Consider the following 24,274-nt stretch of genomic DNA (forward strand, 5'->3'; position numbering starts at 1 on the left):
ATATACATTGCAGGAGGAATACAATTCATGAACGAAGCCGCATCAACACTGGAGGGCTGGTACGCCCTGCATGATTTTCGCTCGATTAACTGGGCCGCCTGGAAAGCAGCCGATGATGAGGAACGTGCCGTAGCACTGGACGAGCTGGAGGAATTCTGGAAAGAATGGAAGGAAGTCGAGAATTCCTCCCAAGGGAGCACAGTCGTGTATACGGTTGTGGGCCAAAAAGCTGACCTTGTCATGATGCATTTGCGTGAAACGCTGGAAGATCTGAAGGCCGTTGAGAATGCCTTCAACAAAACGATGTTTGCCCAGTACACGACCAAGTCGTATTCTTACGTCAGCGTAGTGGAGCTGAGTAACTATCTCAGCAAAGAGGGCGAAGACCCGATGCAGAACCCGGAAATTATCGCCCGTCTCAAACCCGTTCTGCCACAGCGGCAGTACATCTGCTTCTACCCGATGAACAAAAAACGCGAGTTGAACGACAACTGGTACATGCTGTCCATGGATGAGCGTCGTACAATGATGCGCAGTCACGGCATGATTGGTCGCAGCTATGCGGGCAAAGTGAAACAGATCATTACCGGTTCCGTTGGTTTTGACGACTGGGAATGGGGCGTTACGCTGTTTGCGGATGATGCACTTCAGTTCAAGAAGCTCGTTTACGAGATGCGCTTTGATGAAGTCAGTGCCCGTTATGGCGAATTCGGCTCTTTCTATGTGGGAAGCCTCCTGAACGAAGAAACTTTGGAAGACATGCTCAAGCTGTAATCGTATAAATCAAAAAAAGCACCGCGATCCCTCCATTAAGAACAGGGTCAGCGGTGCTTTACTTTTTTCGAATGAATATGAAATGTTCAATATTAAATGGATGACTCAGGTTCTTTGGGATAAGGTGATTGCTTAATCCTCTTAATCCTGATCCTCTTCATCAACCGCTTTCAGAGACTCCAGAAATTCAGCTGTTGCTCTGTCACGGTCACGTCCCTTCTCCTTAAGCCGCTCGATGGCAGGCAAAATGAGAATATCCACTTCCTTCTGAACGATGTAAGCCAGATCATACTGATCCTGTTCCTCCAGATAACCACCGACTTGCATCAAGGCGTTGTACCGATCCAGTTCTTCTCGCGTGAGTAGTCCTCTGACCTGAACACTGCAATGTCTCATCCAAAAAACCGCCCTTTCTTCAGTACCAAAGGAATGCCACCGATGATAAACAAGTACCGGAGATCCACCAGCTTTTTCAGCTGAGCCGCTTTCCAGCCCTTGTATTTCTTACCGCCTACGACGGCAATAGCTTCACCTTTACCCAATGACGCGACCGTACCTTTACTTGTAAATACAAAAGGTTGTGGCTGCTTCTTGCGGATGGCAGCGACAACGTTTTTGGCACAGTTAACACCCTGCTGCATCGCGATCTGCGCGGTTGGTGGATATGGGCGCCCTTCGTTGTTGAACACCAGTGAATTGTCACCGATAACATAGACTTGCTCATGCCCTGGGGCACGCAAAAACTCATCAACCTTCACCCGTCCACGCATCACTTCAAGGCCTGCCTGCTCAAGCAGGGCGTTTCCACGAATACCGCCGGTCCATACGACCGTTGCTGCATCGAGTTTTTCACCTTCACCCACAATGACACCGTCTGGCAGACATTGCTTGATCGGAACACCGATTTTGAAAGTAACGCCTTTTTTCTTCAACACGTTCATTGCATGCTCAACCAGTTCTGGGTCAAAGCCCGGCAGAGCTGAAGGTGCTGCTTCGACATTATAGATGTGTACGTTTTTCGGATTCACGTCGAATTCCTTGCAAAGCTGAGGAATGCGATCCGCAAGTTCCGCCACGAATTCGACACCACTGAAGCCAGCTCCACCCACGACAAAACGAATGCGGTTACGTTTATTATCGTTTTTGTACATGGCAAACTGATATTCGATATGCTCGCGAATCATTCGGACCGAGTTAATGCTGCGAATGGTCATCGCATGATCGAGCATCCCCGGAATACCGAAAGTTTCCGGTTCCCCGCCCAATCCAATAATCAGATAATCATAGGATAACGTGCCGTCCTCCAGAATGATCTTCCGATCCTGCAGCCGGATCTCCTTAACCGAAGACTTGACCAAATCAATCTTGAACTCGTCAATCAGCTTCGATATCGGAACCCTTGCATGTTCAATCGTATCTGTGCCGGCTGCCGGCATATGTAGATGTGTGGTGATATAATGATAATCATGCCGGTTCACCAATGTGACATCGGCCTCGTTATAGTTCAATTCCTTCTGCAGCCGCTGGGCTGTCAGAATCCCGCCATAGCCCGCGCCGAGGATGACGATTTTGGGAATGCTGCTCATGTCTGTACCCCTTCCGGTTTCGTTCGCATCAACCGTTCGTTTGTTTTGTTGTAAAAAGGCTCTTACTTACCCATATTGATGAGGTCTTATCCATTATGACGACAAATGTTAACTTCGCGAATTTATTTGAACTTTTTGCATGCAAGTTATCGATTAAAATTGTGAAATTATACACAAGATTCAACAAAACGCGGGTATTGTCTTCACATTACAAATTGGGGCTAAATTAGACAAAAAAACACATAGTACAGGTCAAGGATATCTGTATTTCTGGCAAATATCAAGGTTTTTTTTGTTATTTTTCATAACCTTTCATTTCCAATTTCATCCTATTCTCACCTGATCTTCATCTATTGTTCCTAGTTTCATCATACTGCCAACTTTGCAACCCAGTTTACACCGTTTATAATGAGAAAGACAGTTCAGCAACAAACGCTGGGTACAATACGTACCCGGCTTCATTATTTCTGTTAACTACCTATTAAAATAAGAAAGGTGTTGTTGATTCTTGACTGCACAAACTGCCGGTCATGACATGACCGATTTACTTATTATTGGTGGCGGCCCTGCGGGTCTGTTCGCCGCGTTTTACGGAGGGATGCGTCAGGCATCCGTTACTCTGGTTGAAAGTATGCCACAACTTGGTGGACAACTTGCCGCCCTCTATCCCGAAAAATTCATCTATGATGTAGCCGGTTTCCCGAAGGTGACCGCTCAGGAACTGGTGAATAATCTGGTGGAGCAAATGAGCCATTTTAACCCGAACATCCGTCTTGAGGAAAAGGTTGTTTCGGTAGAGAAACTAGAAGAACGTCACTTCGTCGTAAAAACCGATGTGAATGAATATCACGCCAAAGCCGTAATTATCACTGCCGGTGTGGGTGCATTCGAACCCCGTCGTCTGGAGCTTGAGGGTGCTGCCAAATTCGAAAAAACCAATCTGCACTATTTCATCAGTGATCTGAACGCCTTTGCCGGCAAAAAAGTACTGATCAGCGGTGGCGGTGACTCCGCTGTGGACTGGGCGCTCATGCTCGAGCCGATCGCTGAGCAAGTAACCCTGATTCATCGCCGCGACAAATTCCGTGCACATGAGCACAGTGTCGAAAACCTGATGAATTCCAAGGTGAACATCGTTACACCTACCGAAATTACCGAACTTCACGGTGAGGACAGCATTACCAAGGTTACTTTGGCTCACGTCAAAACCAAGGAAACACAGGAAATTGAAGTGGATGATGTCATCGTCAACTTTGGCTTCGTCTCTTCCCTGGGACCTATCGCAGAATGGGGCATCGAAATTGACAGCAATTCCATCGTGGTCGATTCCCGCATGGAAACCTCGATTCCGGGTATCTATGCTGCCGGAGATATTACAACATATCCAGGCAAGCTGAAGCTGATTGCTGTCGGATTCGGTGAAGCGCCAACCGCAGTCAACAATGCCAAGGTATACTTCGATCCAGAAGCTAAGCTGTCTCCAGGACACAGCAGTAACATGAAACGCTAATTCCTTATGGAATCTTATAGAATATAAAAGACACAAAAAAGGGTATCTTACTCCTGAATGAATTCAACATCAGGAGGGATACCCTTGTCTTATATATGCCCGCTGTGTAACGGTCTGGTTGTACCGGAGCAGGCTTGTCCCCACTGCCTTCAGGGACTGTCAGAATGCGGCAAATTGGACGATTACACCGGACCATACAGCCCCTACGCCATTCATACTTCCTCTGACACGGCAGACGAAGCCGAAAACGTTTGCAATCATATGATGTATTGTCGCCATTGTCAGACAAGCACACTATGGCCTGTAGATCTATGGGACATGTCCGGAAACCTGTAACATTGCCTGCAAATGAGGATCTCTAGTGAAGAATGGCAGATACGTCGGTACCCAGTTTGCGCTTATGGATTTCTGCCAACAGCAGTGCGATGAAATCTCGTTCGAGATCCAACTCAATCGCCTTATGGTAGGAGTCCAATAACATCTCATCGGATAACATAGCCATTTCCCGCCACAACCTTTCCTTTTTTTTCCTCAAAACTATCATATCAGAGATTTATAAAGAGAACAAGCGTTCTTGTTATCCACAACGTTATGTGGAAATCCTGTGTATAGTTTGTTGATAAATGGTAAAAATGTTGATTGATCAACGTGGATAGTGTGGATAGTATTTATACACAGGATCGAAGCTTATCGAACAGAACGATTATCATAGCATTTTTTTTAGAATAAATTCATAGTTTCAAGAGTTGATGCGAGTAAATTACCCTTAATTGTTAAATTCCAAACGTTTTCCACCTAGTTTCCTTCTATATTACTATCGGATTTTCTTTGGATTTTTTTAGCTTTTTTCACCATTTTCATTGTGGTCTGGTGTTCACTTCCAAAATCCATATTCTTCCGGAATGATCCAGTCCATAATCGAAACCGAGCTGCCCCACACCAGGGAACTGACTTTCCATGATCCGTGTACATGTGAGTGTCAATGAACGCATCTCTCGACGTTTATATTTTCCAGAAATATGAGGCAGTGACAGAGCAAGTGCTCTTCTGCCGGACAGCATCGTTCCTCCTTTGCTAAGATTGGTCACGACCAATCCCGGACGAGCGAGCCGTCCCACCATCGAACGGAATACCCAGCCCCTTTCTGTCTTGACGACTTTGACTCTGTAATCGACAGGTCTGCCTTGAATGGTCGCCAAATGAATGCCTTGCTGGATCAAGTATCTCCGTCTAGCTTTTACGCGGATTAGGGAGCGGTACATTTGATTAAAATGAGTAAAAGAACGGGTTATTTTCATATGAGTGTACCGGTAGGCTCCTCCACTTGCTGATACTCTAATGACACCGTAACCTCCACCACCGACAACAGGTTTGATATACACCATTCCGTAATGACTAAGCATGTTTAGCAGATTCCCCGAGTTGAACGTCTTCGTCTGTGGAATGTGGACAGCAGCTACCGGATATTTCAACAGCGCCGCTGTCTTCAGCCATTTGCTTGCAAGCTGTCTCGACATGGGTTGATCTCCTTTCCTGAACAATAGTCCTTCCTTATACATACTCAACTGGAGCCGTGCTTTCTTGGATGTCTGTCCAAGGCTGGGGCCCCTTTTCAGTGGATAAAGTCCATAAGCTTGTTTCAAGGCCGGAACAAGCGCCTGGTTTGCTTTTCAAACGCATCAATCTATCGTATGCTACTAAGGAATGGTTTGGAGAGGCTTAAATATGAGGATCTAAGGAGCGTTCAGAAGACATGGAATCATTTTTCAAATCACTGTATGGCGTAGCCTATATTGCCATTTCTATCGTTCTGGTAGCCATTACGGTGCTTCTATTCGTTACAGGTATTCGACTGTTTATGAAGAAAAGCAATCGCGGTTTTGCTGTAAGTTGTATTCTGTTTGCCTGCTTCATCGTCTTCATTATTGTGGTAATGCTGACCACGCCCTTCTCCTCGACGCCTCCGGGTTCACCGGAAGCCATGGCAGCCTTGCTGAGAATCGGGTAGATTAACCTCTGTAGAAGGAGATGCTTATGACACATAACGAAATACTCGGAATCATCGATATCGGCTCCAATTCCATACGTCTGGTTATTTATGAACTCGATTCGGATAGAGCCTATCGCATCATTCATGAAGACAAATATGCAGCTCGTCTAAGCAATGTGGTTGAACAAGACGGAACGATTCTGCGACATTCACTGGACAAGGCTAGCACAATTTTGCGACAATTCAGGGCTACCTGCGAAGCTTATCAAGCCAAGCTCATCCGTGCGGCAGCAACAGCGGCCATTCGGAATGCAGGCAATGCTTCAGAAATTATAGGTTGGCTGGAAGCTGAGACGGGACTTACGATTGAATGTGTATCCGGCGATCAGGAAGCCTATTACGGCTTCCTAGGCGTCACTCAATCGATTGATCTGGCGGATGGTTATGTCGTGGATATTGGCGGAGGAAGTACCGAGATCACTGTATTCCGCGATCGAAAAAGACTGCACAGCATCTCTCTGCCTATCGGAGCTGTGAACTCACACGCCCGTTATGGCGGAGAAGATCAGTGGACTGAAGCTAATGCGACCGCCCTCTGTAATGAAGTTATCCAGGCATTAAGTGATCAGGATTGGGTCAGACAGCATCCCGGACTACCTCTCATAGGGCTTGGCGGCACGATGCGTACCCTGGCCAAAGTGGAACAGAAGAGAACGCAGTATTCCTTGCCGGTTACGCATCATTATGAAATCGGTGCAGAAGAGATGGAAAATATCGCTCGTTCTTTGCCACATCTCACCTCGGCACAACGCAAGAAAGTACCCGGTCTTGCCAAGGATCGTGCAGACATTATTGTGCCAGGTGTTCTCATATTGCGCACGGTCTTCCAGATCATCCAGGGAGATCGTTATGTCGTGAGCGGAGCGGGGTTACGGGATGGTTTGCTAAGGGATCTCCTGGCTGCAGGTCAGCCGGTCGTGCCAGACGCGCTGAAGGACAGCATTCGCAACTTCATCCATTTTGGCCCACCGATTCCGGAGAAACGTCTGAATCGGATCCACCAGGATGCGCTTACCCTGTATACTGCTTTACAAGGTAATTCCCCCGATCCAGCAGATGCCCGGATCCTGTACACGACCTGTATGCTGCACATGGCTGGAAAACAGATTAACTATTTCCGGTATCCCCAGCACTCGGCCTATTGGATTATGAATGCGAGTATCTACGGACTCTCTCACCGGGAGACGATCCTTAGTGCCATTGCAGCCGATTATCATCCAAAAAAAAGAACGCCCCAGCTGCTTCAAAAGCATAAGGACATTCTAAAGGATTCAGACGAACGACATGCCCATCGCTTGGGCTCACTGCTGCGCGTAACTGAAGCGATCAATCGAGCTGAAAGTATCACTGCCATAAAGGCAGCAAAAGAAAACGACTCGCTGCAGATGCAATTCATCTGTACAGCCGAGCCGCTACTGGAACTGAGCGACCTCGAAGAGGCCGTCAAAGATTTGCAGGAAGCTTGGGGAGTTACGTTAACACACTCCATTCAACAGGCTTCCAGGGGATAATCCCCATCGCCTCCGTCTGACTTCTCAGCGGGGGCTTTTCATTTTGTACAAATACATAATTGCCGCCAGGCATAAGCTCTCTTGCTTTCACATTATCGTTCAGAGACAGGTTCAGAATGTCCACCAGCATCTTCTTCAGCTCTGGATCAAACACGGGACACATCAGCTCAATTCTTCGCTTCAAATTGCGGGTCATCCAGTCTGCACTGGACAGATACACATCTGGGTTCCCACTGTTTTCAAAATAGAACAGTCTGGAATGTTCCAAGAACCGGTCCACGATGCTGATTACACGAATATTCTCACTAAGTCCCTCTACACCAGGACGCAAGCAGCATACACCGCGCACGATCAGATCAATCTGTACTCCGGCTTGAGATGCCAGATATAATTCATCAATGATATCCTGATGGGATAAGGAATTGATTTTGGCAATAATCCTGGATGGTCTTCCCTTCAAGGCATGCTCTGCTTCCCGTCGAATAAGCGCGAACAGTTCGTCCTTCATGCCGTCTGGGGCGACGCGGAATGCCTGCAATGCTTTGGGTCCGGAATATCCGGTAATCTCATTGAACAGTTCCGATGCATCTTCGCCAATGATGGGATTGGAGGTGAACAGTCCCACGTCGGTATACACTTTGGCTGTGCTTTCATTATAGTTACCTGTTCCAACATGCACGTACCTTCTTAGACCACTCTGTTCCCTGCGTACGACAAGAATGATCTTGGCATGAGTCTTTAATCCAACCAATCCATAAACCACATGACAGCCTGCCTTCTCCAGCGTGCGGGCCCATGCAATATTTCGTTCTTCATCAAATCTGGCTTTCAATTCAACCACAACGGTCACTTGTTTACCGCTCTCGGCAGCATGAGCCAGTGCAGGAATGAGACGGGAATCCCCATTCACCCGGTATAACGTCATTTTGATCGCCATGACGCGTGGATCTTCCGAAGCCTCCACAATAAAGTCCGTTACCGGTTCGAAGGATTCATATGGATGATGAACAAGCACATCCCGTTTACGCAGCAACTCGAAGTGACTTTCCCGTGGAAGGAATTCCAGAGGATACACAGGCTGCACCGGACTGTATTTCAGATGAGAGAAGCCTTCCAGACTATCCACAAACCCGGCCAGAAAACTCAGATCCAATGGTCCATCAATTTCGTACACGGGATCTTGAATATCGAACTCTTCCCGCAGTTCATGCAATGCATCCGGCCGAAAATCCGTACACACTTCCAGTCGTACCGGTGCTCCCCGGCGTCTGCGCCGCAATTCCTTCTCAATTGCTTCAAGTAAATCTTCCGCTTCTTCTTCATTAATGAAAAGATCCGCATTGCGGGTCACCCTGAATTCCTGTACAGCCAGTGGAATATATCCGCTGAAAAGGGTATGAATATGATGTTTGATGAGATCTTCGATCAAAATGAACGTTTTCTTTTTACTATTCGCCCGAAGAGGTACAGGAATAACCCGAGGAATATTGGAAGGCACCTGCACAATAGCCAAAAACGGCTCCCCCTCCTGCTCTTCTTCCTTCTGCAACATCACGGACAGATATACAGACTTGTTGTGTACCAGTGGAAATGGGCGACTCTGATCAATAGCCATCGGTGTTAATACAGGAAAAATGATCTCATGAAAATACTGGTCCATTGCTCGCTGCTGGGTCATATTCAGATCTGTGTATTCCTGAAAATTGACGCCTTTCTTGGCAAGAAGACGAATGAGCTCCCGATAGGTTTTATATTGTTCGGCGACCATGGTCCCCGTTCGTTTAATCAATCTGCGGTACAAACCCGAAGGGGTATACCCGGTAAAATCCTTTTGCGTAAATCCAGCCTTGATCTTCTCTTTCGTCTCCGCTACCCTTACACTTACGAACTCGTCCAGGTTACTGGCGACAATGCCAAGAAACCTCATGCGTTCCAGCAGAGGTGTTGTTGGATCCTGCGCCTCCTGGAGCACACGACGATTAAACTCAACCCAACTTAAATCACGGTTAACGTAGTTACCTGTTTTGACATCTCTATGCATGTATGGCCTCCGAATGTGTTGCATATCTTTTTTGAATCAATATTCTGATATAATTAATTGTACTATTCGTGATAGGTTACAAGCGTCATCAAAGTGTAAACGCTATGTAAAATTTATGTAAATGATACCTCATAGCGATAACTTTTTCCATCCCTTTACAAAGAGCAGGAGACAGAGTAAAGTGATGTACAGTGTAAATTGTCCGGTTGCTATCCATCATCCAAAATTGCATTTGTTAAAGGAGTATATAATGAAATCGAACAAACCTAGAACGTTACAAAAAAATATAGAGTTTTTCACGGCTGCACTATCCCAATGCACGGTAACCGCATGGCAGGAAGATCCAGCGGGCGTATATTGTGAAGTGGGCCGTGGCATCGTAGAGCGGATCAGCGAAGACAGCGTAAGAATTCGCAACGATAACGGTACGAAAAGTCATTATGACCGGGATATTACGATGTTCCAAACCGAAAAATAATTTTGCGTAAATATGAAAAAAAGACTAGCTTTCCGGAAAAGAGTGTTGTATACTCTTGGCACAAGGAAAGGAGGTGCGTCAACATATCTAATCACATGTTGAACGTGTCCCTTACCCGATCCACTAGCTCAATTTAACTGATGGCTGGTGGAGGCGCGGGATACGGATCAAGGTTTCAAAAAGCGCCACGGGTAGAAAAGCCGTCTTCGGACGGCTTTTTGTTTTGTCTTTTTTTGGAGAGGTTTAAAAAACAACCAAAATATTGGAAATGAACCCTGTAGTTGAGCAAAGGATGCCCGATATAATTAGGTTGCAACTCAACCCATATTCGAGGAGGCATATTGTAATGCTCAAAAATGTAAGGGGTTTCAAAACATCCATCGCTTTGGTCTTTGTTTTGTTATTCACCTCTATTATGCTGCCCACAGGCCAGCATGCCAATGCAGCACCAAGCTTCGCCAAAGGAGCCGACATCAGTTGGGTTCCCGGAATGGAAGCGCAAGGTTACAAATGGAAAGACAAAAACGGCGTACAGCGTGATATTATTGATATTTTGAAAAATGATTACCAGATCAACTCCGTTCGTATTCGTGTCTTTGTTAATCCTTCGAATGATTATGGTAACGGTTACATGAACAAGGATCGTGCAGCTGCTCTGGCCCTGCGTGCCAAAAATGCAGGCATGAGCATCATGCTCACTCTGCACTACAGTGATTCCTGGGCTGACCCGGGTCAACAAACCAAACCTGCGGCGTGGAAAAACTACACGTTCCAGCAGCTGATGGATGCTGTATGGAATCACACGCGTGAAGTCATGACAGCCATGCAGAGCAAAGGCGTAACCCCGGACTGGGTACAAATCGGTAACGAAACAAGCAACGGCATGTTATGGGAAGATGGGAAAGCATCCACCAACATGAAAAATTATGCGTGGCTGGTGAACACGGGTCATAATGCCGTGAAGTCCATCAGCACCAGCACCAAAACGATCGTTCACCTTGCAGGCGGGGATGATAATGCCCTCTTTGTATGGAATATCGGTGGCCTGATCGATAACGGTGCCAACTTTGACATGATTGCCATGTCCCTCTATCCTTCTGCTTCCGGCTGGAACACGGCTGTCACCAATGCCGTGAACAATGCCAAAGATATGATCAACCGCTATGGCAAAGAGATCATCGTATCGGAGATCGGGATGGATAACACCCAACCGGCAGCCGGTAAAAGTTTTGTCGCAGCGATGAAAACGCAATTCCGCAATCTGCCGAGCAGCAAAGGTAAAGGTGTATTCTACTGGGAGCCTGAAGCCACTCCGGGCTACAACGGCGGTTACAGCAAAGGTGCCTGGCAGTCTAATGGCTTGCCTACTGTAATGTTGGAAGGATTTATCGACTAAACACGGGAATAAGTATTTGATGAGCAGCAATGTGGCCGTTACGGGTACGGATCGTTCTTTCGATCGCTGTTATCCCCAGATTTTTTTGAACGTCCTATTCTATAGGACAAAATCCGGGGATAAAGGCGAACGCTACCGCTTCTTCAGAATCGATTCCGTCCCCTCCACTACGTTGGCTGCTTATGAGACACTTCTAAAATGTGTTAAGTAGGAATTTGGAGTAGAAAAAAGAAAAAGGCGCTACTTCCCTTGCTGAGTAGCGCCTTTTTTTTGAGAGTTGTAGTGAGTTGTTTGGGTAGTTGCGTTAAACTAGGCTAGGTGGTTAGCTTCTTCGGTTCAGCTAGACAGATTAGATCAAATTCGTTGAATTGGTTTCATGTTAATTAGGAACGCTTGATGAATCTGAACGTAAATAGTCTTATCGCTTATATACTTATATAATAAGATAAAAGATTTAGACAGCACATGTTCAACCTTATTTGGAAAGGTGGGGAAACGTATGGGATTTTTAAAAGAACTGGGACAGTTTGCTGGAGAAGTTACCGGAAAAGTACTTGGCGGCACCGTCAGAGTGGCTGGGGAACTTGCAGGGAGCCCTTTCATTAAAGAAATTGGTAATGGCGTAGAGAAAGCTACGATTAATACAGGAAAAACGGTAGGACAACTTGCCAGCGGTACATATGATATGGCCAGTGGTGTGATCCGAAATGACAATACAGCGTTAGACGCAGGGCTTGCCGATATCGGAGGAGCCGTTACCAATACAGCGAAAGGTGTAGTGGTATCCGCGAAGTATGTGTATAACGGTGGCAAAGATGTTGTTGTCGGCATGAAAGACGAGGACATGGAAAGAGTAAAGCTCGGGGCCAAGAATCTGATTGCCGCTGCGGCAGTCACTACATTGGCTGTAGGACTCGTAGATGCCATGGATGGTATGGAGTCAGTAGAGTCGGCAGAATTGTTAGAAAATCCAAATACAGATGACATTACACCACACTAGGCAGCCTGAAGAGGACTACGTTCAGTATTTCCGGATTACGTACACCAACTTCATAACGATACAAAAAAATGGACGCTAATCTCGTAAGGATTGGCGTCAATTTTCCATCTCTTTCAGTTCGAATCAATTACTTCGCTTCGCCTACCACCGTAAAGCGCTCGTTCTTATGCTGCGGGTTCTCGATCTCATCGACCAAAGCAATAGCATAGTCAGCATAGCTGATGTAGCTGTTGCCTTCACTATTGACCAGAATGACATCATTACCTGCTTGGTATTTCCCTGTCCGAACACCCTCTGGATTAAAGAAGCCCGCCGGGCTCAGGAACGTCCATTGAATCCCGGAGGAAGCTTGCAGATCCTGCAAATTTTTCCCCTGATTCGTTGCGGTTGCTTTGTATGCATCAGGGAATCCTGGAGAGTCCACTACACGCAGTGTTTTCGAATCGTCCGTGAACAGGCTTCCTGCTCCGCCCACAACAATCAGTCGAGTATTCGGAGCATCTTTCAGAGTATTAATCAAGGCTTGTCCTGCTTCCACATGCAGATTCTCTTTCCCGGCTGGCGCACCGAATGCATTGACGATGACGTCAAATGATTTGGCATCCTCTTCCGTGAGGTCGAATACGTCTTTTTCAAGTACATTCAGACTTTTATCTTCCACCTTGGATGCATTCCGAACGATTGCTGTCACTTCATGCCCTCTATCCAACGCTTCTTTCAAAATCAAATTTCCCGCTTTGCCTGTCGCGCCAATAATTCCAATTTTCATCTTAATCTCTCCTTTGGTTTCGTGTTATAAACTTTATAATGTAACTATATTAGTTACAACATAACTTGTCAACATACAAAAAAACCTCCATAACGTGATTAGTACGAGACTAATCCGCTATAGAGGTCTTGATTCACCATGATTAACAATCTTTATCAGGTACGCCCGCTTCTTCACGTGTACGGAAGGATGATCCACAGCCGCAGGTTGCCACTGCGTTCGGGTTGTGGATGGTGAAACCGCCGGACATGCCGGATTCTTCAAAATCAATTTCGAGTCCATTCAGATATTTCAGGTTTTCCTTCTCTACAACAACCTTCATATTCTGAATATCCATATAGAGGTCCTCATCGGACTCTTTATCGTCAAAGCCCATGGCGTACGAAAATCCGGTACAACCGCCCGGTGCTACGCCAAGACGCAAGAACATACCAGGTGTCTCTTGCTGTGCAAGCATTTCTTTCAATCGGTCTGCAGCCGTTTCGCTGATGCTAATCATGCCAGGTCACTCTCCTTTTCGTTAACTCTCCCTTAAATTATACTCCACCCCGTCAAGGGGCTCAAGTCATCTTTGCCTGTTTCCGCGTTCCCCCTTATCTCCTTTTTCTTCCCAGTGTATTGAACCCCCGGGACACGAGGTTTATAATGGGTAGGTGATCGCTTTGAAATGTCGATATTTTGTCATGACTTATTCAAGTGATGGGCATATATGGAGTTGTAATTTTTTTCACATTTCGAGACTGCACGCAGTCCCCAATGCATATAGAGTCACAAGACTCGTTTACATGAAAAAATTAGTTTTACGTACGCAGCACAAGCTGCACCGGGTAAATAAGAGTTAGTCCACATAAGATGGCGGCAGATGACCGCATCTTTTCTATGTAGTTCTGTAAGTTAGTCCTACAGCCCAACTCGATTCCGGTTAAGAACAGGAGGATACAACATGTCTACATTGGTAACACCGTTCACAGACAAAAGAATGGCTGAAATCGTTGAGAAAGTACAGAACGGCGTAAGGCTGAGCGTAGAAGATGGCGTTTATCTGTATGAATCGGATGATTTGCTGACTTTGGGCCAACTGGCCAATGAGGTCAACCTGCGTAAGAATGGCAAGAAAGTTTACTTTATTGAAAATATGAGCCTTTATTTTACCAACGTATGCGAAGCCCACTGTGCTTTCTGTAACTTCCGCAAAGATCAGGGCGAAGATGGTTCTTACACGTTGTCCGGTCAGGAAATGATTGATTACGTAGAACAGCATATTCACCCAGGTGTACGCGAGTTCCATATTGTAGGCGGACATAACAACCATGTTCCTTTTCAATATTATGTCGATTCCTTGCGTGCTTTAAACGAAAAATATCCGGATGTTACGTTGAAGGCCTACACGGCTGCCGAGATTGATTTCTTCACTCGTATCAGCGGACTGAGCATCAAGGAAGTGTTACAGGAGCTGCAAAAGGCAGGCCTGAAATCACTGACCGGCGGCGGCGCAGAGATTTTGTCCGATGAATACCGTAAAAAAATGCGTGTGGACAAAGCGAACGTTGACCGCTATCTGGAAGTGCACCGTACTGCTCATAATCTGGGCATGCGTACGCACACTACAATGCTTTATGGATCCATTGAGTCCTATGAGGACCGTGTAAACCATATGGCACAAATTCGCGAGCTTCAGGATGAGACGAACGGATTCATGGTCTTTATCCCTCTATCCATGCAGCCGAAAAGCAAAAACGCGAGTATCATGCGTCGTAACTCCGCTTACGAGGATCTCAAAACGATTGCGATCAGCCGTCTGATGCTGGATAACATCGATCATATCAAAGCCTACTTCATCAACATCGGTCCACAGCTGACTCAAATCGCCCTTGGATTTGGTGCTTCGGATGCACACGGCACGATCGTTCGCGAACGGATTAGTCATGCAGCAGGCGCACTAACGCCTGAAGGTCTCACCCGCAAAGAGCTTATATGGTTAATTAAGGGTGCTGGACGTATTCCTGTGGAGCGCGATACGTTCTACAATGAAATTCAAGTGTACGAGTAGCATGTAACAAGCGCATCACTCCAGCAGTCGACTTTCAAGCTACACGGGGAGCCGTTTGGAATGGAGGGGTGCGAATTGCTGGAGCATATCCGTAATTTTAAATTCCTATTTTCAATCATTTCAAATAAAAAACAAAAGGAGCAGCTATGTAATTGCATAGCTGCTCCACAGGTTACAGCCCCGTTCACACGGGACTGATGCAGAAAGGAAGCCGAGTCATGAAAAATTTCGTCATTCTCGGAGGCGGCTATGGTGGCCTCACAATTATTAAAGAACTTTTGGAAGGCAAAATCCCGTCAGATACACAAATCGTGTTGGTGGACCGGAGCCCATTCCAAGGATTGAAGACAGAATATTACGCACTCGCAGCAGGGACCGTATCCGACTATGACCTGCGCATCCAGTTTCCAGTGAGCGACAAAGTCACTTACCGTTACGGAGAAGTAACTTCGATTGACCTGGAACAGCGTCAGATTGAATTTGAAGGCCAGGACCCGCTGGAATATGACAAGCTCGTGATTGGACTCGGATGTACAGACCGATTCCACAATACGCCTGGAGCCGAGGAATACAGCTGTACCATTCAAAGCTTCAGCAAAACACGGGAAACCTACCTTCGTCTTAACGAAGTCAAAGCGTATGGTAACGTGCATATCGTCGGCGGTGGATTGAGCGGCGTTGAGATGGCTGCCGAGCTTCGTGAGAGCAGACCGGATCTGAACATCAGCATCCTGGACCGTGGTGAACGTGTATTATCCGCTTTCCCGCAGCGTTTGTCCGCTTATGTTCATGAGTGGTTTAACGAGCACCAGGTCGAGACACGTGGACATATCGCCATTTCACGTGTTGAACCACATGCCATTTTCAACCGGGATGAAGAAATTCTAACGGATGCGGTAGTCTGGACTGCCGGAATTCAGCCCGTAAAAGTTGTACAGGATCTCGATGTGACAAAGGACCCACAAGGTCGTGTCGTACTGAACGAATATTATCAAATTCCAGAATATACGGATGTCTATGTTGTAGGTGACTGCGCCAGCGTACCTTATGCACCAAGCGGTCAGGCTGCCGAAGTACAGGGCGAACAAATCGCTCATATTCAGCATGCCCTCTGGAAAGGCGAAAAGCCCAATCCTCAGCCACTCAAGCTTCGTGGCACACTCGGTGCACTCGGCAAGAAGGCTGGGTTTGGGCTGATGGGCAAAACGTCCATGATGGGACGTGTGCCTCGTATTTTAAAAAGCGGCGTGCTCTGGATGTCCAAGCGTCATCTCGGTTAATCGAGATCAAGCTCACTCCAGGCATCGGCTTCAGCAATTTTGGCCAAGATGGCGTTATATAAATCCTCTACTTTGTCAGTGATGACTAGCTCGCCATTCACCAGTGCAAATGGAGTCATGTAACATTGGCCGCAGTTGCTGAGGCAGCCGTATTCTATCACATCATAGTCTGGATTTTCTTCCAGTTGATCCATGACTTCATCTGTGCCAAAATGCATATTGTTGGCACAAAATTCAATAATCGGTCTCATGTAGGTTCACCTGCTTTGTTTGACCATTTTATTTTATGGCCATTTGTAATATAATATAGTGAGGAAAGGAGTTGAAAAAAATGAGCGAAAACGCACAAAGCACCATGTACGATGAGGTATCTGAAGTGCTTGACAAACTTCGTCCGTTCCTGCAACGCGATGGCGGTGACGTGGAACTGGTCGACGTGGAGGACGGCATCATTAAGCTGAAACTGGTCGGTGCCTGCGGCAGCTGCCCAAGCTCCACCATTACCTTAAAAGCCGGGATTGAACGCGCCCTTCTTGAAGAAGTTGAAGGTGTCGAAGAAGTCGTACAAGTATTCTAATCAATCCTTCACGAAATAAACCTCAAGAGCCTTTCGCTTCGCATGAAGCGGAGGGCTCTTTTTTGTGCAATGAAGAAAGTCGTTTTTTCCCGTGGCCCTGCTCTTTCTTCACCTTGCATGTCAATTCACGCCTAAGTCCGCACTTCGCCATCCTCACGCAGGATGTTGGGACGAATCGGATCAAGTCCTCCAGATACATCCATAATGTTGCCTGTTATAAAATCGGAATGATCGAGACACAGATAGGTGATCACTCGCGCAATATCTTCACCACTTCCGGGACGTCCTCTTGGGGTTTCCTCGTCGGTAATTCCTGCCATCTCATCAATCGTTTTTTCCTTGTTGGCACCGCGAATATCACCCGGACATACCATATTAACCGTAATGCCGTAAGGAGCTTCCTCCACAGCAAGTGTCTTTGTAAATGAAACAAGACCTACCTTCGCCGCAGCATACACCGCTCGATGAGGCCATGATCTTGCTTCTCCCGCATGACTGAAGCCAAAATGTATAATTCTGCCCCACTGCTTGCGCCGCATCTCCGGCAATACACGCTGATCCAGCAGCATCGGTCCAAGCAGGTTTCCTTGCACAAGCATCTGAACTTCAGCTTCCGAATACTCGGCAAATAGTCGACGTTCACGGACAAACGGACCGGCGTTGTTCACCAGAATATCAATGCTGCCCAGTTTCTCTTCGACCTGTGCAACCAGCATCGTGATCTCTTCTGTCTTGGAAATATCGGCCTGGACGGCAATACACCGCACACCCTTGGCTATGATCTCAGCCTCTAAAGCCTCAGCTTCCATACGGCTATGGACGTAATTCAGGGCAATATGGCACCCCTGGTCCGCCAGACTGAGAGCTGTCATTTTACCAAGACCTTTGGCACTTCCCGTTATGAGGGCTATCTTTCCCTTCACGTTCATCCCCCTCTTCAAAGAGCAGTCACTCATCCAGTATAAAAGATTTATCATCCCCCTACAACTCGCGTTTCCCACCAATCTGTACCATTTGCAAGAAAGTGTAAATTAAGGACTAAATACTATCCTGGTTCCAGGCAAAATTAAATATACAGGAAACATAATACTTTAAAACCAAATATATCTTGATCAGACTTAACACCTATGTTACTGTCGTTAGGTCCTTATTTTTTAAACAAAAAGTTCCAAATACATAAATTCATTATTAGATTTGAGATTGAATATCATCTTTTCCAAACCACCACGAAAGGATCACGCTATGAAAAACAAAAACAAACGATTTATTCTTGCACTTGTATTAGTAAGTTTGTTAACTTTCTCTTTTGCAGTACAGGTATCCGCAACAAACAAAACCGAAAAAGCACCCAATGAGTATGACTGGATCGACGGACCAACATCCGTATCCCTGGATGATAAGGCCACTTTAGAATTACAGGAAAATCATTCTTTTCTGGACAAAGCCAATACACAACGATCGATGTTAAACATGGGGGCAAAACCTAATGGTAATGAAATTGGAAGTCTATACAGCGATAGTCAATTTGGTTCCTTGTATGTAGTTTTTGAGTATGTTAGAACAGGTCATATTGATGATAGTGAGCAGAATCTGGATGCCAATGAACTGTTAAGCAGTTATATTCGGGGCACAGAAGAAGAAAATAGAAATGCAGCACCTGAAGATAAAATGTACGTAACAGGGTGGGAAATTGAACCCACGTATGAGAGTAGCAAGCATCGTTTAATTTATTCTCTTGGTTTCAAGGATGCATATCAGCAATCCTTGGTCAATTACAACGTAAAACTCCTGACACGAGAAGGATACATCACCGCCATTCTTGTCACAGAAACGGCCAACTTTCAACAGAGTCGCCTTGCATTTGAAGAAATGGTTCTTAACAGACTTAGTATAAACACAGGTTATACTTACGAAGATTATGATGTTTCCACTGACAAAACATCGACCGTGGGACTCAAAAGCATTCTGCTTGGCGGAATTGGTTATACGGCGGGCCAAAAATTTAGCATACTGGTTCTGCTAAAAAATAGGGTGGCCTTTTATCGTCGTCTTAGTTCTTGGACTATTGACCTGGAACAGATACAAAATAAAAACGTCGAAGAAAGATGAAGCCTTGCTATCCCCCACTGAGAAGGCCTATCTGCAAGATGCGGATGAACAGCAGTATGCTGAACAGAACGAATTATCCTATTATCGCAATTCTGGACAGCAATCTGAGACAAAAAAAACATAACTATAATGGAATGATCTACCCTAAGAAGCAAAGCAATAAAAAAAGGCTATGCATCTCTTTTCAGAGATACATGGCCCTTTACTTTGTTTTATGGATATAGCTTAATCATCTAACTTAAAACGCAGGTTCTACAGCACCTTGATAACGTTCTTTGATGAATGTTTTAACCTCTTCGGAATGCAGGGCTGCAGCCAGTTTTTGGATGGCATCTGCATCTTTGTTATCTTCACGGGATACGAGGATGTTTGCATATGGGTTACCCTGCAGGTCCTCAATTAACAGCGCATCCTTCTCCGGGTTCAGATTGGCTTCCAGCGCGTAGTTGGCGTTGATGAAGACCAGGTCTGCTTCATCCAATTGGCGAGGCATCATGGCTGCATCCAGCTCGATGATATCCAGGTTTTTTGGATTGGCTGTAATATCCTGAATCGTTGAAACGATATTGGTGTCATCTTTGAGCGTAATCAAGCCTTCTTTGGCCAGCAACAACAGTGCACGTCCACCGTTGGACGGGTCATTCGGAATTGCTACTTTGGCGCCGTCTTTCAGCTCATCCAATGATTTGATTTTTTTGGAGTAGCCAGCAAATGGCTCAACATGCACAGGTGTTACAGCAACGAGGTGGAAACCACGTTCTTTGTTCTCTGTATCCAGGTAAGGCTGGTGTTGGAAAAAGTTCGCATCCAGTTGTTTATCTTCAAGCTGCTGGTTCGGTTGAACATAATCATTGAAAGTCACGATTTGCAAGCGAATGCCTTGTGCTTCGAGTTCAGGCTTGATGCTTTCCAAAATTTCCGCATGTGGTGTAGGTGATGCTCCCACTTTCAATTCGACGGTGCGCGGTGCGCCTCCAGCATTGTCAGCGCCGCTGTCGGAATCCTTGTTGTTTCCGCAAGCCGCAAGAACCGCAATCAGCAACATGCTTAGTAGAGCAAAAGACCATTTTTTCATGTGTAAAACCCCTTCTCCAATAATTTTTTTTGCATTTTGCACCAAATCGATACCGAATTAGGCAAATGCTATATATGTGTTATTTCCTGGTGAACCATTTAACCAAACGATCGCCAGCCATCTGAAGCACTTGCACCAGAATGACCATAAATACAACAGCTATAATCATAATTTCATTCTGATATCGATAGTAGCCATAATTTATTGCCAATGTTCCCAGCCCTCCACCACCAACCATTCCCGCCATCGCCGTGTAGGAGACAAGGGTAACGATGGTAATGGTAATTCCGGCTAACAGACCCGGCAATGCCTCTGGCAGAAGCACACGCCTTACAATCTGTCCGGTTGAAGCTCCCATCGCCTGTGCCGCTTCGATGACGCCTCGATCCACTTCACGCAGTGTAGTTTCCACCAACCGGGCAAAGTATGGAGCAGCGGCAATGACGAGCGGTGGTATAACACCCAGTACGCCTGTAGCTGTGCCGACCAGTGAACGCGTGAACGGAATGAGTGCAACAATCAGAATGATAAATGGCACTGAGCGCAAAATGTTTACAATAAACGATAGTATAGTGTACACCACTTGAGACTTGATTGAAGCCGACCTTGCTGTCATGAACAGCAATACGCCCAGCGGCAAACCAATGATGATCGTGAACAGTCCCGATGCTCCCAGAATTTGCAGGGTTTCAATTGAAGCCTTACCGATTTCTTCCCAACGTACTGTTGAAAAATCCATTTAACGAAGCACCTCCACATCAAGTCCCTGGGCGATTAACTCATGAATGGTGAAGTTAATCTCATCTGACTGTCCCTCAAACCGAACGGTCAGCTGCCCATAAGGAACTTGTTTGATCGTCGAAATGGTGCCTTGCAAAATGGCGAAATCCACTCCTGTTTTGCGAACCGTTCTGGACAAAATCGCCTCATAGGTTTTATTGCCCAGGAAGGATATTTTCACAAGCTTAGAAGATCCGTCCGTCTGCAATGAAACATCTGCACTCGCCAGTGCAGTCTCTTCCAATGCAATTCCCACCTCATGGTCCCGCATCATAAAGTCACGCGTGATTGCATGCTGCGGCTTGAGGAATACTTCCGTCACCGGACCTTGCTCCACGATGCCTCCCTGATGGATAACCGCCACCTGATCACAGATATTCTGAATCACGTGCATCTCATGGGTGATCAGAACAATGGTGAGGTTGTACTTTTCATTGATATCCAGCAATAACTTGAGAATCGAATCGGTGGTCTGGGGATCAAGTGCAGATGTGGCTTCATCACACAGCAGCACGTTCGGATCACTCGCGAGTGCTCTCGCAATACCCACCCTTTGTTTCTGTCCGCCTGACAGTTGAGCCGGGTATTTATTGCTGTGGTCCTCTAATCCAACCAATGCGAGCATTTCCTTCACTTTGCGATCTATTGCAGCCTTGGGTGTATTGACGAGCTTCAAAGGAAAAGCAACATTGTCATATACCGTAGCTGAGGATAACAGATTAAAGTGTTGAAAAATCATGCCGATCTTACGCCGTTGTTGTTGCAAATCGGTCTTGCCCAGACTGGTTAAATTGATTCCATCCACCCAAACCTCACCGGCCGTCGGGCGTTCGAGCAAATTGATACAACGGATCAATGTACTCTTGCCTGCACCGGAATGACCGATAACTCCGAATATTTCACCCTTGCGGATATTCAAATTTAGATCCGATAAGGCCGTCGTACTTTTTGAACCTTTACCGTACGTCTTGGTTAAACCTTTTAATTCAATCAAAATTACTTGCTCCTTCCCACTGCTTACATGTATCTTTACCCGAATGAAAGGAAAACTCCCCTTCGATGCAAAAAAAGAGCCCCTTTTGCAGAAACAAAAAGGGCTCTTCACGTGAAAGATTATACCTTCTCATCTGCCAAAATTGTGCCTTGCACACATTTTGTAGGAATTAGCACCTAACATCTATAAAGAATGACACAGCTGTCATGCAGTTATAAATCGGTTGCCGGGCTTCATCGGGCCTGTCCCTCCGCCGCTCTCGATAAGAAATATTTAATTTATAAGTTCAGTAGTTATAATATTAATGTCATAATTGTTAATTCCATCTAACTGTCGATCAGGAACTCAGTATAATCCAAGTATTCCGATTTGTCAAAGGGAAATATTTCAAACTAATTACTTTCCGGATGGAGTTATTCCTTGCTTATGCCACTTCTTGTTGATGTAGCCATAGGCTGCTTTTAACGTCTCACATACCATATCCACACCCTGGCGGAGTTCCAAAAGATGCTGATCCAGATCCTCCAGCTTCACTTTCCCTTGCAAAGTCTGGTGCAGCTGCCACAGATCATCCTGCATTTCGGAGTTCATGTAATGAATCTCCATGTTTCTTCGTTTGCGCAATTTGCTCATTGGCTCACGGTAAGAGTCTTTGATCTGGATCAGTTCGTTGGCAAGATCATGATGCAGCTTGTCATATCCGAACTGTCTTAATACGGTAAAATAAGAAAAATGGGTTTTAACATTGGTCGTATTCAGCTCAAATATTTCATTCAACACTGTACCTAACTTATCCAGAATGGCAAAACATCGGATGAAGCCATCCTTATAGAAGTAGACATAACGGGCATACTCCGCTTTTTCGGGTAACGTCATATCATCCGTAGAGCCCGCTTTGACTTTCTGACGAAAATGGGAAGCAGCAAAACAACTTTGCTCCAGTTCATCCAACGAGGAGATGAGTCCCTGGGTCCACACATACAGTTTACGATAATCATGGGTTGGATCATGGTCCACATGCATCTGTCGCTGAAATAACTCAAGCGTGTCCGCCATTGCCTCTATTGCATCCTTCAGTATCCCTTCGTTTTTACGCGGCTTTTCACCCAGCAACGTTCGCAGCATATATAGCCTCCTCTTTCCACTCATCAGATCATCAAAATAATCATAATTCATCATATTTAAACAAAATCGGAAATCAGAGTAAACGTATGACCGCTGCTTACAATAGGGTGCCCTGACACGCCTCACATCAAACAAAGTTCACCTGTCCAATGATGTACATCATCGGATGGTGAACTTCACTGGATTCATCCCCTGAACTACAATAATTCGGATATATTAGAACCGGTTAACGGGCCGATGCAACTTGTACACCAGGAAACTCATATAGGTTAGTACACCGAATAAAATGGCAATATCGAGCATATGCGCCAGCGCCACGAACATGTACACTTCCGGGCGATTCATTGTAAGCATCAGTCCAAAACCAATGACCACTTGCAACAGAACCAGCACAACCGAAATGACACCTAACGCTCTTAGCTCTGTGTTATCAGGATGTTTGCGATACGCAAAATGACCGAGGATTGCAATGACAATTACTAATGAAACAGCCGCTACCCGGTGAGCGAAAGCAACCGCCACGCCTCCCGAGAGCTCAGGAATAATCTGTCCGTTACAGAGCGGAAAGCCGGAACAGCCTCCTGCCGAATCCGTATGGCTCACGAATGCCCCAGTATATACCACGAGATACGTATAGATCGTGGAGAACCACACCAGATTACGAAAACCTTTACTGACCCGCGGATATCGATTGAGTCGTTCCAATCCACCGTGGCGAACCTCCTGCCGAATACCAAGCGCCATCATCAAGGAGCTGGCAAAGGCGATCAGTGCAAAGCCGAAATGCAGTGCCATGACTGCGGAAGATTGGGAGAAAACGACGGCAAAGGCCCCCATAATTCCCTGGACGATAACAAATATCAGCGTTAACAATGAAAATAATTGCAGGTCACGGCGTGATTTGCCAAACCGCAAAAATGCTACAAAAGAGGCTATGGACAATAGCCCTGCCAGTGCGCTTACAGCGCGATGGGAAAATTCAATAAGTGAGGCAACAGTGTGCGCAGGCACAAGTTTTCCGTTACATAAAGGCCATTCTGCGCCACAGCCGAGGCCTGATTCCGTTCGGGTTACTACGCCTCCGCCAAATGTAGCCAGAAACATGACAAGACAAGTTAATACGGTTAACCATTTAAACAAGGTTAAGTGCTTCAATTTTTTTCTCACCC

The 24,274-nt window shown here is 46.0% G+C and carries 26 protein-coding genes and 1 riboswitch; of the genes, 12 read left to right on the forward strand and 14 right to left on the reverse strand.

Annotated elements, in window-relative coordinates:
* Positions 1-27: 27 nt before the first annotated feature.
* A complete protein-coding gene (hemQ, locus tag P5G61_RS25565; protein WP_285078464.1) occupies positions 28-774 on the forward strand; it encodes a hydrogen peroxide-dependent heme synthase in 747 nt (248 codons plus the stop codon).
* 141 nt (positions 775-915) lie between these two features.
* Here hemQ and P5G61_RS25570 read toward each other — a convergent pair whose 3' ends face one another.
* Positions 916-1,170 carry a hypothetical protein gene (locus P5G61_RS25570; RefSeq protein ID WP_024632648.1) on the reverse strand — a complete coding sequence of 85 codons (255 nt, stop codon included), beginning with the start codon at positions 1,168-1,170 and terminating at the stop codon, positions 916-918.
* Complete coding sequence (locus P5G61_RS25575) at positions 1,167-2,360, reverse strand: NAD(P)/FAD-dependent oxidoreductase (RefSeq protein WP_301249027.1); 1,194 nt, start codon at positions 2,358-2,360, stop codon at positions 1,167-1,169. The genes P5G61_RS25570 and P5G61_RS25575 overlap by 4 nt, the downstream gene beginning before the upstream one ends.
* A 535-nt stretch (positions 2,361-2,895) precedes the next feature.
* Here P5G61_RS25575 and P5G61_RS25580 point away from each other — a divergent pair.
* Positions 2,896-3,870 (forward strand): NAD(P)/FAD-dependent oxidoreductase, encoded by a 975-nt coding sequence (locus tag P5G61_RS25580; RefSeq protein ID WP_435874293.1) that lies wholly within the window; start codon positions 2,896-2,898, stop codon positions 3,868-3,870.
* 84 nt (positions 3,871-3,954) lie between these two features.
* Positions 3,955-4,206: a hypothetical protein gene (locus P5G61_RS25585; protein ID WP_143805421.1), complete on the forward strand. Its 252-nt coding sequence runs from the start codon at positions 3,955-3,957 to the stop codon at positions 4,204-4,206.
* 22 nt (positions 4,207-4,228) lie between these two features.
* Here P5G61_RS25585 and sda read toward each other — a convergent pair whose 3' ends face one another.
* Positions 4,229-4,372, reverse strand: coding sequence for a sporulation histidine kinase inhibitor Sda (gene sda, locus P5G61_RS25590; RefSeq protein ID WP_024632651.1), 144 nt, complete (start codon positions 4,370-4,372; stop codon positions 4,229-4,231).
* 355 nt (positions 4,373-4,727) lie between these two features.
* The gene (locus P5G61_RS25595; RefSeq protein ID WP_285078466.1) at positions 4,728-5,387 is read right to left on the reverse strand and encodes a YheC/YheD family protein; all 660 of its coding nucleotides are present in this window, start codon (positions 5,385-5,387) and stop codon (positions 4,728-4,730) included.
* Between the two features lie 236 nt (positions 5,388-5,623).
* Here P5G61_RS25595 and P5G61_RS25600 point away from each other — a divergent pair, with 236 nt between their 5' ends.
* Positions 5,624-5,878, forward strand: a complete 255-nt coding sequence (locus P5G61_RS25600; RefSeq protein ID WP_301249030.1) for a hypothetical protein — start codon at positions 5,624-5,626, stop codon at positions 5,876-5,878.
* 26 nt (positions 5,879-5,904) lie between these two features.
* Positions 5,905-7,431, forward strand: coding sequence for a Ppx/GppA phosphatase family protein (locus P5G61_RS25605; protein ID WP_301249031.1), 1,527 nt, complete (start codon positions 5,905-5,907; stop codon positions 7,429-7,431).
* On the opposite strand, the gene ppk1 is transcribed toward P5G61_RS25605, so the two are convergent.
* A complete protein-coding gene (gene ppk1 / locus P5G61_RS25610) occupies positions 7,391-9,472 on the reverse strand; it encodes a polyphosphate kinase 1 (protein ID WP_301249032.1) in 2,082 nt (693 codons plus the stop codon). The two genes, P5G61_RS25605 and ppk1, sit on opposite strands and share 41 nt — an antisense overlap.
* A gap of 250 nt (positions 9,473-9,722) precedes the next feature.
* Between ppk1 and P5G61_RS25615 the strand changes: the two genes are divergently transcribed.
* The 3 genes from P5G61_RS25615 to P5G61_RS25625 all read left to right on the forward strand — a co-directional run bounded on the left by P5G61_RS25615 (position 9,723) and on the right by P5G61_RS25625 (position 12,346).
* A complete protein-coding gene (locus P5G61_RS25615) occupies positions 9,723-9,950 on the forward strand; it encodes a hypothetical protein (RefSeq protein WP_024632656.1) in 228 nt (75 codons plus the stop codon).
* A gap of 346 nt (positions 9,951-10,296) precedes the next feature.
* Positions 10,297-11,346 (forward strand): glycoside hydrolase family 53 protein, encoded by a 1,050-nt coding sequence (locus P5G61_RS25620; protein ID WP_435874291.1) that lies wholly within the window; start codon positions 10,297-10,299, stop codon positions 11,344-11,346.
* A 499-nt stretch (positions 11,347-11,845) separates the two neighbouring features.
* On the forward strand, positions 11,846-12,346 hold the full coding sequence (locus tag P5G61_RS25625; RefSeq protein ID WP_301249033.1) for a hypothetical protein: 501 nt from the start codon (positions 11,846-11,848) through the stop codon (positions 12,344-12,346).
* A gap of 127 nt (positions 12,347-12,473) precedes the next feature.
* Here the strand turns inward: P5G61_RS25625 and P5G61_RS25630 are convergent, their stop codons facing one another.
* On the reverse strand, positions 12,474-13,115 hold the full coding sequence (locus P5G61_RS25630) for an NAD(P)-dependent oxidoreductase (RefSeq protein WP_301249034.1): 642 nt from the start codon (positions 13,113-13,115) through the stop codon (positions 12,474-12,476).
* Between the two features lie 142 nt (positions 13,116-13,257).
* Complete coding sequence (locus P5G61_RS25635; protein ID WP_064635713.1) at positions 13,258-13,614, reverse strand: HesB/IscA family protein; 357 nt, start codon at positions 13,612-13,614, stop codon at positions 13,258-13,260.
* 444 nt (positions 13,615-14,058) lie between these two features.
* On the opposite strand from P5G61_RS25635, the gene mqnE reads away from it, so the two are divergent.
* Together mqnE and P5G61_RS25645 are read left to right on the forward strand one after the other, a co-directional pair.
* Positions 14,059-15,165, forward strand: a complete 1,107-nt coding sequence (gene mqnE / locus P5G61_RS25640; RefSeq protein WP_301249036.1) for an aminofutalosine synthase MqnE — start codon at positions 14,059-14,061, stop codon at positions 15,163-15,165.
* A 218-nt stretch (positions 15,166-15,383) separates the two neighbouring features.
* The gene (locus P5G61_RS25645) at positions 15,384-16,445 is read left to right on the forward strand and encodes an NAD(P)/FAD-dependent oxidoreductase (RefSeq protein ID WP_301249037.1); all 1,062 of its coding nucleotides are present in this window, start codon (positions 15,384-15,386) and stop codon (positions 16,443-16,445) included.
* Here P5G61_RS25645 and P5G61_RS25650 read toward each other — a convergent pair.
* Positions 16,442-16,696, reverse strand: a complete 255-nt coding sequence (locus tag P5G61_RS25650) for a YuzB family protein (RefSeq protein ID WP_053783252.1) — start codon at positions 16,694-16,696, stop codon at positions 16,442-16,444. The genes P5G61_RS25645 and P5G61_RS25650 overlap by 4 nt on opposite strands.
* Positions 16,697-16,776: 80 nt before the next feature.
* Between P5G61_RS25650 and P5G61_RS25655 the strand changes: the two genes are divergently transcribed.
* Positions 16,777-17,022 carry a NifU family protein gene (locus tag P5G61_RS25655; protein WP_024632664.1) on the forward strand — a complete coding sequence of 82 codons (246 nt, stop codon included), beginning with the start codon at positions 16,777-16,779 and terminating at the stop codon, positions 17,020-17,022.
* A 131-nt stretch (positions 17,023-17,153) separates the two neighbouring features.
* On the opposite strand, the gene P5G61_RS25660 is transcribed toward P5G61_RS25655, so the two are convergent.
* Entirely contained in the window at positions 17,154-17,945 is a 792-nt protein-coding gene (locus P5G61_RS25660; protein ID WP_301249038.1) for an SDR family oxidoreductase, read from the reverse strand.
* 319 nt (positions 17,946-18,264) lie between these two features.
* On the opposite strand from P5G61_RS25660, the gene P5G61_RS25665 reads away from it, so the two are divergent.
* Positions 18,265-19,131, forward strand: coding sequence for a DUF2167 domain-containing protein (locus P5G61_RS25665; protein WP_301249039.1), 867 nt, complete (start codon positions 18,265-18,267; stop codon positions 19,129-19,131).
* 238 nt (positions 19,132-19,369) lie between these two features.
* On the opposite strand, the gene P5G61_RS25670 is transcribed toward P5G61_RS25665, so the two are convergent.
* The 5 genes from P5G61_RS25670 to P5G61_RS25690 all read right to left on the reverse strand — a co-directional run bounded on the left by P5G61_RS25670 (position 19,370) and on the right by P5G61_RS25690 (position 24,272).
* Entirely contained in the window at positions 19,370-20,206 is an 837-nt protein-coding gene (locus P5G61_RS25670; RefSeq protein WP_301249040.1) for a MetQ/NlpA family ABC transporter substrate-binding protein, read from the reverse strand.
* A gap of 79 nt (positions 20,207-20,285) precedes the next feature.
* Positions 20,286-20,945 carry a methionine ABC transporter permease gene (locus P5G61_RS25675; protein ID WP_024631237.1) on the reverse strand — a complete coding sequence of 220 codons (660 nt, stop codon included), beginning with the start codon at positions 20,943-20,945 and terminating at the stop codon, positions 20,286-20,288.
* The gene (locus tag P5G61_RS25680) at positions 20,946-21,980 is read right to left on the reverse strand and encodes a methionine ABC transporter ATP-binding protein (protein WP_301249042.1); all 1,035 of its coding nucleotides are present in this window, start codon (positions 21,978-21,980) and stop codon (positions 20,946-20,948) included.
* 126 nt (positions 21,981-22,106) lie between these two features.
* A riboswitch (SAM riboswitch) is annotated at positions 22,107-22,249 on the reverse strand.
* Between the two features lie 127 nt (positions 22,250-22,376).
* Positions 22,377-23,105 (reverse strand): Cthe_2314 family HEPN domain-containing protein, encoded by a 729-nt coding sequence (locus P5G61_RS25685; RefSeq protein WP_301249043.1) that lies wholly within the window; start codon positions 23,103-23,105, stop codon positions 22,377-22,379.
* A 216-nt stretch (positions 23,106-23,321) separates the two neighbouring features.
* A complete protein-coding gene (locus P5G61_RS25690) occupies positions 23,322-24,272 on the reverse strand; it encodes a COX15/CtaA family protein (RefSeq protein WP_256984611.1) in 951 nt (316 codons plus the stop codon).
* Positions 24,273-24,274 lie beyond the last annotated feature (2 nt).

It is taken from the genome of Paenibacillus vandeheii (assembly GCF_030433635.1).
GTDB lineage: Bacteria > Bacillota > Bacilli > Paenibacillales > Paenibacillaceae > Paenibacillus > Paenibacillus vandeheii.

Excerpts from the sequence above, each read along its gene's own strand:
- hemQ (WP_285078464.1), top strand. The coding sequence starts at position 28 with ATGAACGAAGCCGCATCAACACTGGAGGGCTGGTACGCCCTGCATGAT.
- P5G61_RS25570 (WP_024632648.1), bottom strand. The coding sequence starts at position 1,170 with ATGAGACATTGCAGTGTTCAGGTCAGAGGACTACTCACGCGAGAAGAA.
- P5G61_RS25575 (WP_301249027.1), bottom strand. The coding sequence starts at position 2,360 with ATGAGCAGCATTCCCAAAATCGTCATCCTCGGCGCGGGCTATGGCGGG.
- P5G61_RS25580 (WP_435874293.1), top strand. The coding sequence starts at position 2,896 with ATGACCGATTTACTTATTATTGGTGGCGGCCCTGCGGGTCTGTTCGCC.
- sda (WP_024632651.1), bottom strand. The coding sequence starts at position 4,372 with ATGGCTATGTTATCCGATGAGATGTTATTGGACTCCTACCATAAGGCG.
- P5G61_RS25595 (WP_285078466.1), bottom strand. The coding sequence starts at position 5,387 with ATGTCGAGACAGCTTGCAAGCAAATGGCTGAAGACAGCGGCGCTGTTG.
- P5G61_RS25600 (WP_301249030.1), top strand. The coding sequence starts at position 5,624 with ATGGAATCATTTTTCAAATCACTGTATGGCGTAGCCTATATTGCCATT.
- P5G61_RS25605 (WP_301249031.1), top strand. The coding sequence starts at position 5,905 with ATGACACATAACGAAATACTCGGAATCATCGATATCGGCTCCAATTCC.
- ppk1 (WP_301249032.1), bottom strand. The coding sequence starts at position 9,472 with ATGCATAGAGATGTCAAAACAGGTAACTACGTTAACCGTGATTTAAGT.
- P5G61_RS25615 (WP_024632656.1), top strand. The coding sequence starts at position 9,723 with ATGAAATCGAACAAACCTAGAACGTTACAAAAAAATATAGAGTTTTTC.
- P5G61_RS25620 (WP_435874291.1), top strand. The coding sequence starts at position 10,297 with ATGCTCAAAAATGTAAGGGGTTTCAAAACATCCATCGCTTTGGTCTTT.
- P5G61_RS25625 (WP_301249033.1), top strand. The coding sequence starts at position 11,846 with ATGGGATTTTTAAAAGAACTGGGACAGTTTGCTGGAGAAGTTACCGGA.
- P5G61_RS25630 (WP_301249034.1), bottom strand. The coding sequence starts at position 13,115 with ATGAAAATTGGAATTATTGGCGCGACAGGCAAAGCGGGAAATTTGATT.
- P5G61_RS25635 (WP_064635713.1), bottom strand. The coding sequence starts at position 13,614 with ATGATTAGCATCAGCGAAACGGCTGCAGACCGATTGAAAGAAATGCTT.
- mqnE (WP_301249036.1), top strand. The coding sequence starts at position 14,059 with ATGTCTACATTGGTAACACCGTTCACAGACAAAAGAATGGCTGAAATC.
- P5G61_RS25645 (WP_301249037.1), top strand. The coding sequence starts at position 15,384 with ATGAAAAATTTCGTCATTCTCGGAGGCGGCTATGGTGGCCTCACAATT.
- P5G61_RS25650 (WP_053783252.1), bottom strand. The coding sequence starts at position 16,696 with ATGAGACCGATTATTGAATTTTGTGCCAACAATATGCATTTTGGCACA.
- P5G61_RS25655 (WP_024632664.1), top strand. The coding sequence starts at position 16,777 with ATGAGCGAAAACGCACAAAGCACCATGTACGATGAGGTATCTGAAGTG.
- P5G61_RS25665 (WP_301249039.1), top strand. The coding sequence starts at position 18,265 with ATGAAAAACAAAAACAAACGATTTATTCTTGCACTTGTATTAGTAAGT.
- P5G61_RS25670 (WP_301249040.1), bottom strand. The coding sequence starts at position 20,206 with ATGAAAAAATGGTCTTTTGCTCTACTAAGCATGTTGCTGATTGCGGTT.
- P5G61_RS25675 (WP_024631237.1), bottom strand. The coding sequence starts at position 20,945 with ATGGATTTTTCAACAGTACGTTGGGAAGAAATCGGTAAGGCTTCAATT.
- P5G61_RS25685 (WP_301249043.1), bottom strand. The coding sequence starts at position 23,105 with ATGCTGCGAACGTTGCTGGGTGAAAAGCCGCGTAAAAACGAAGGGATA.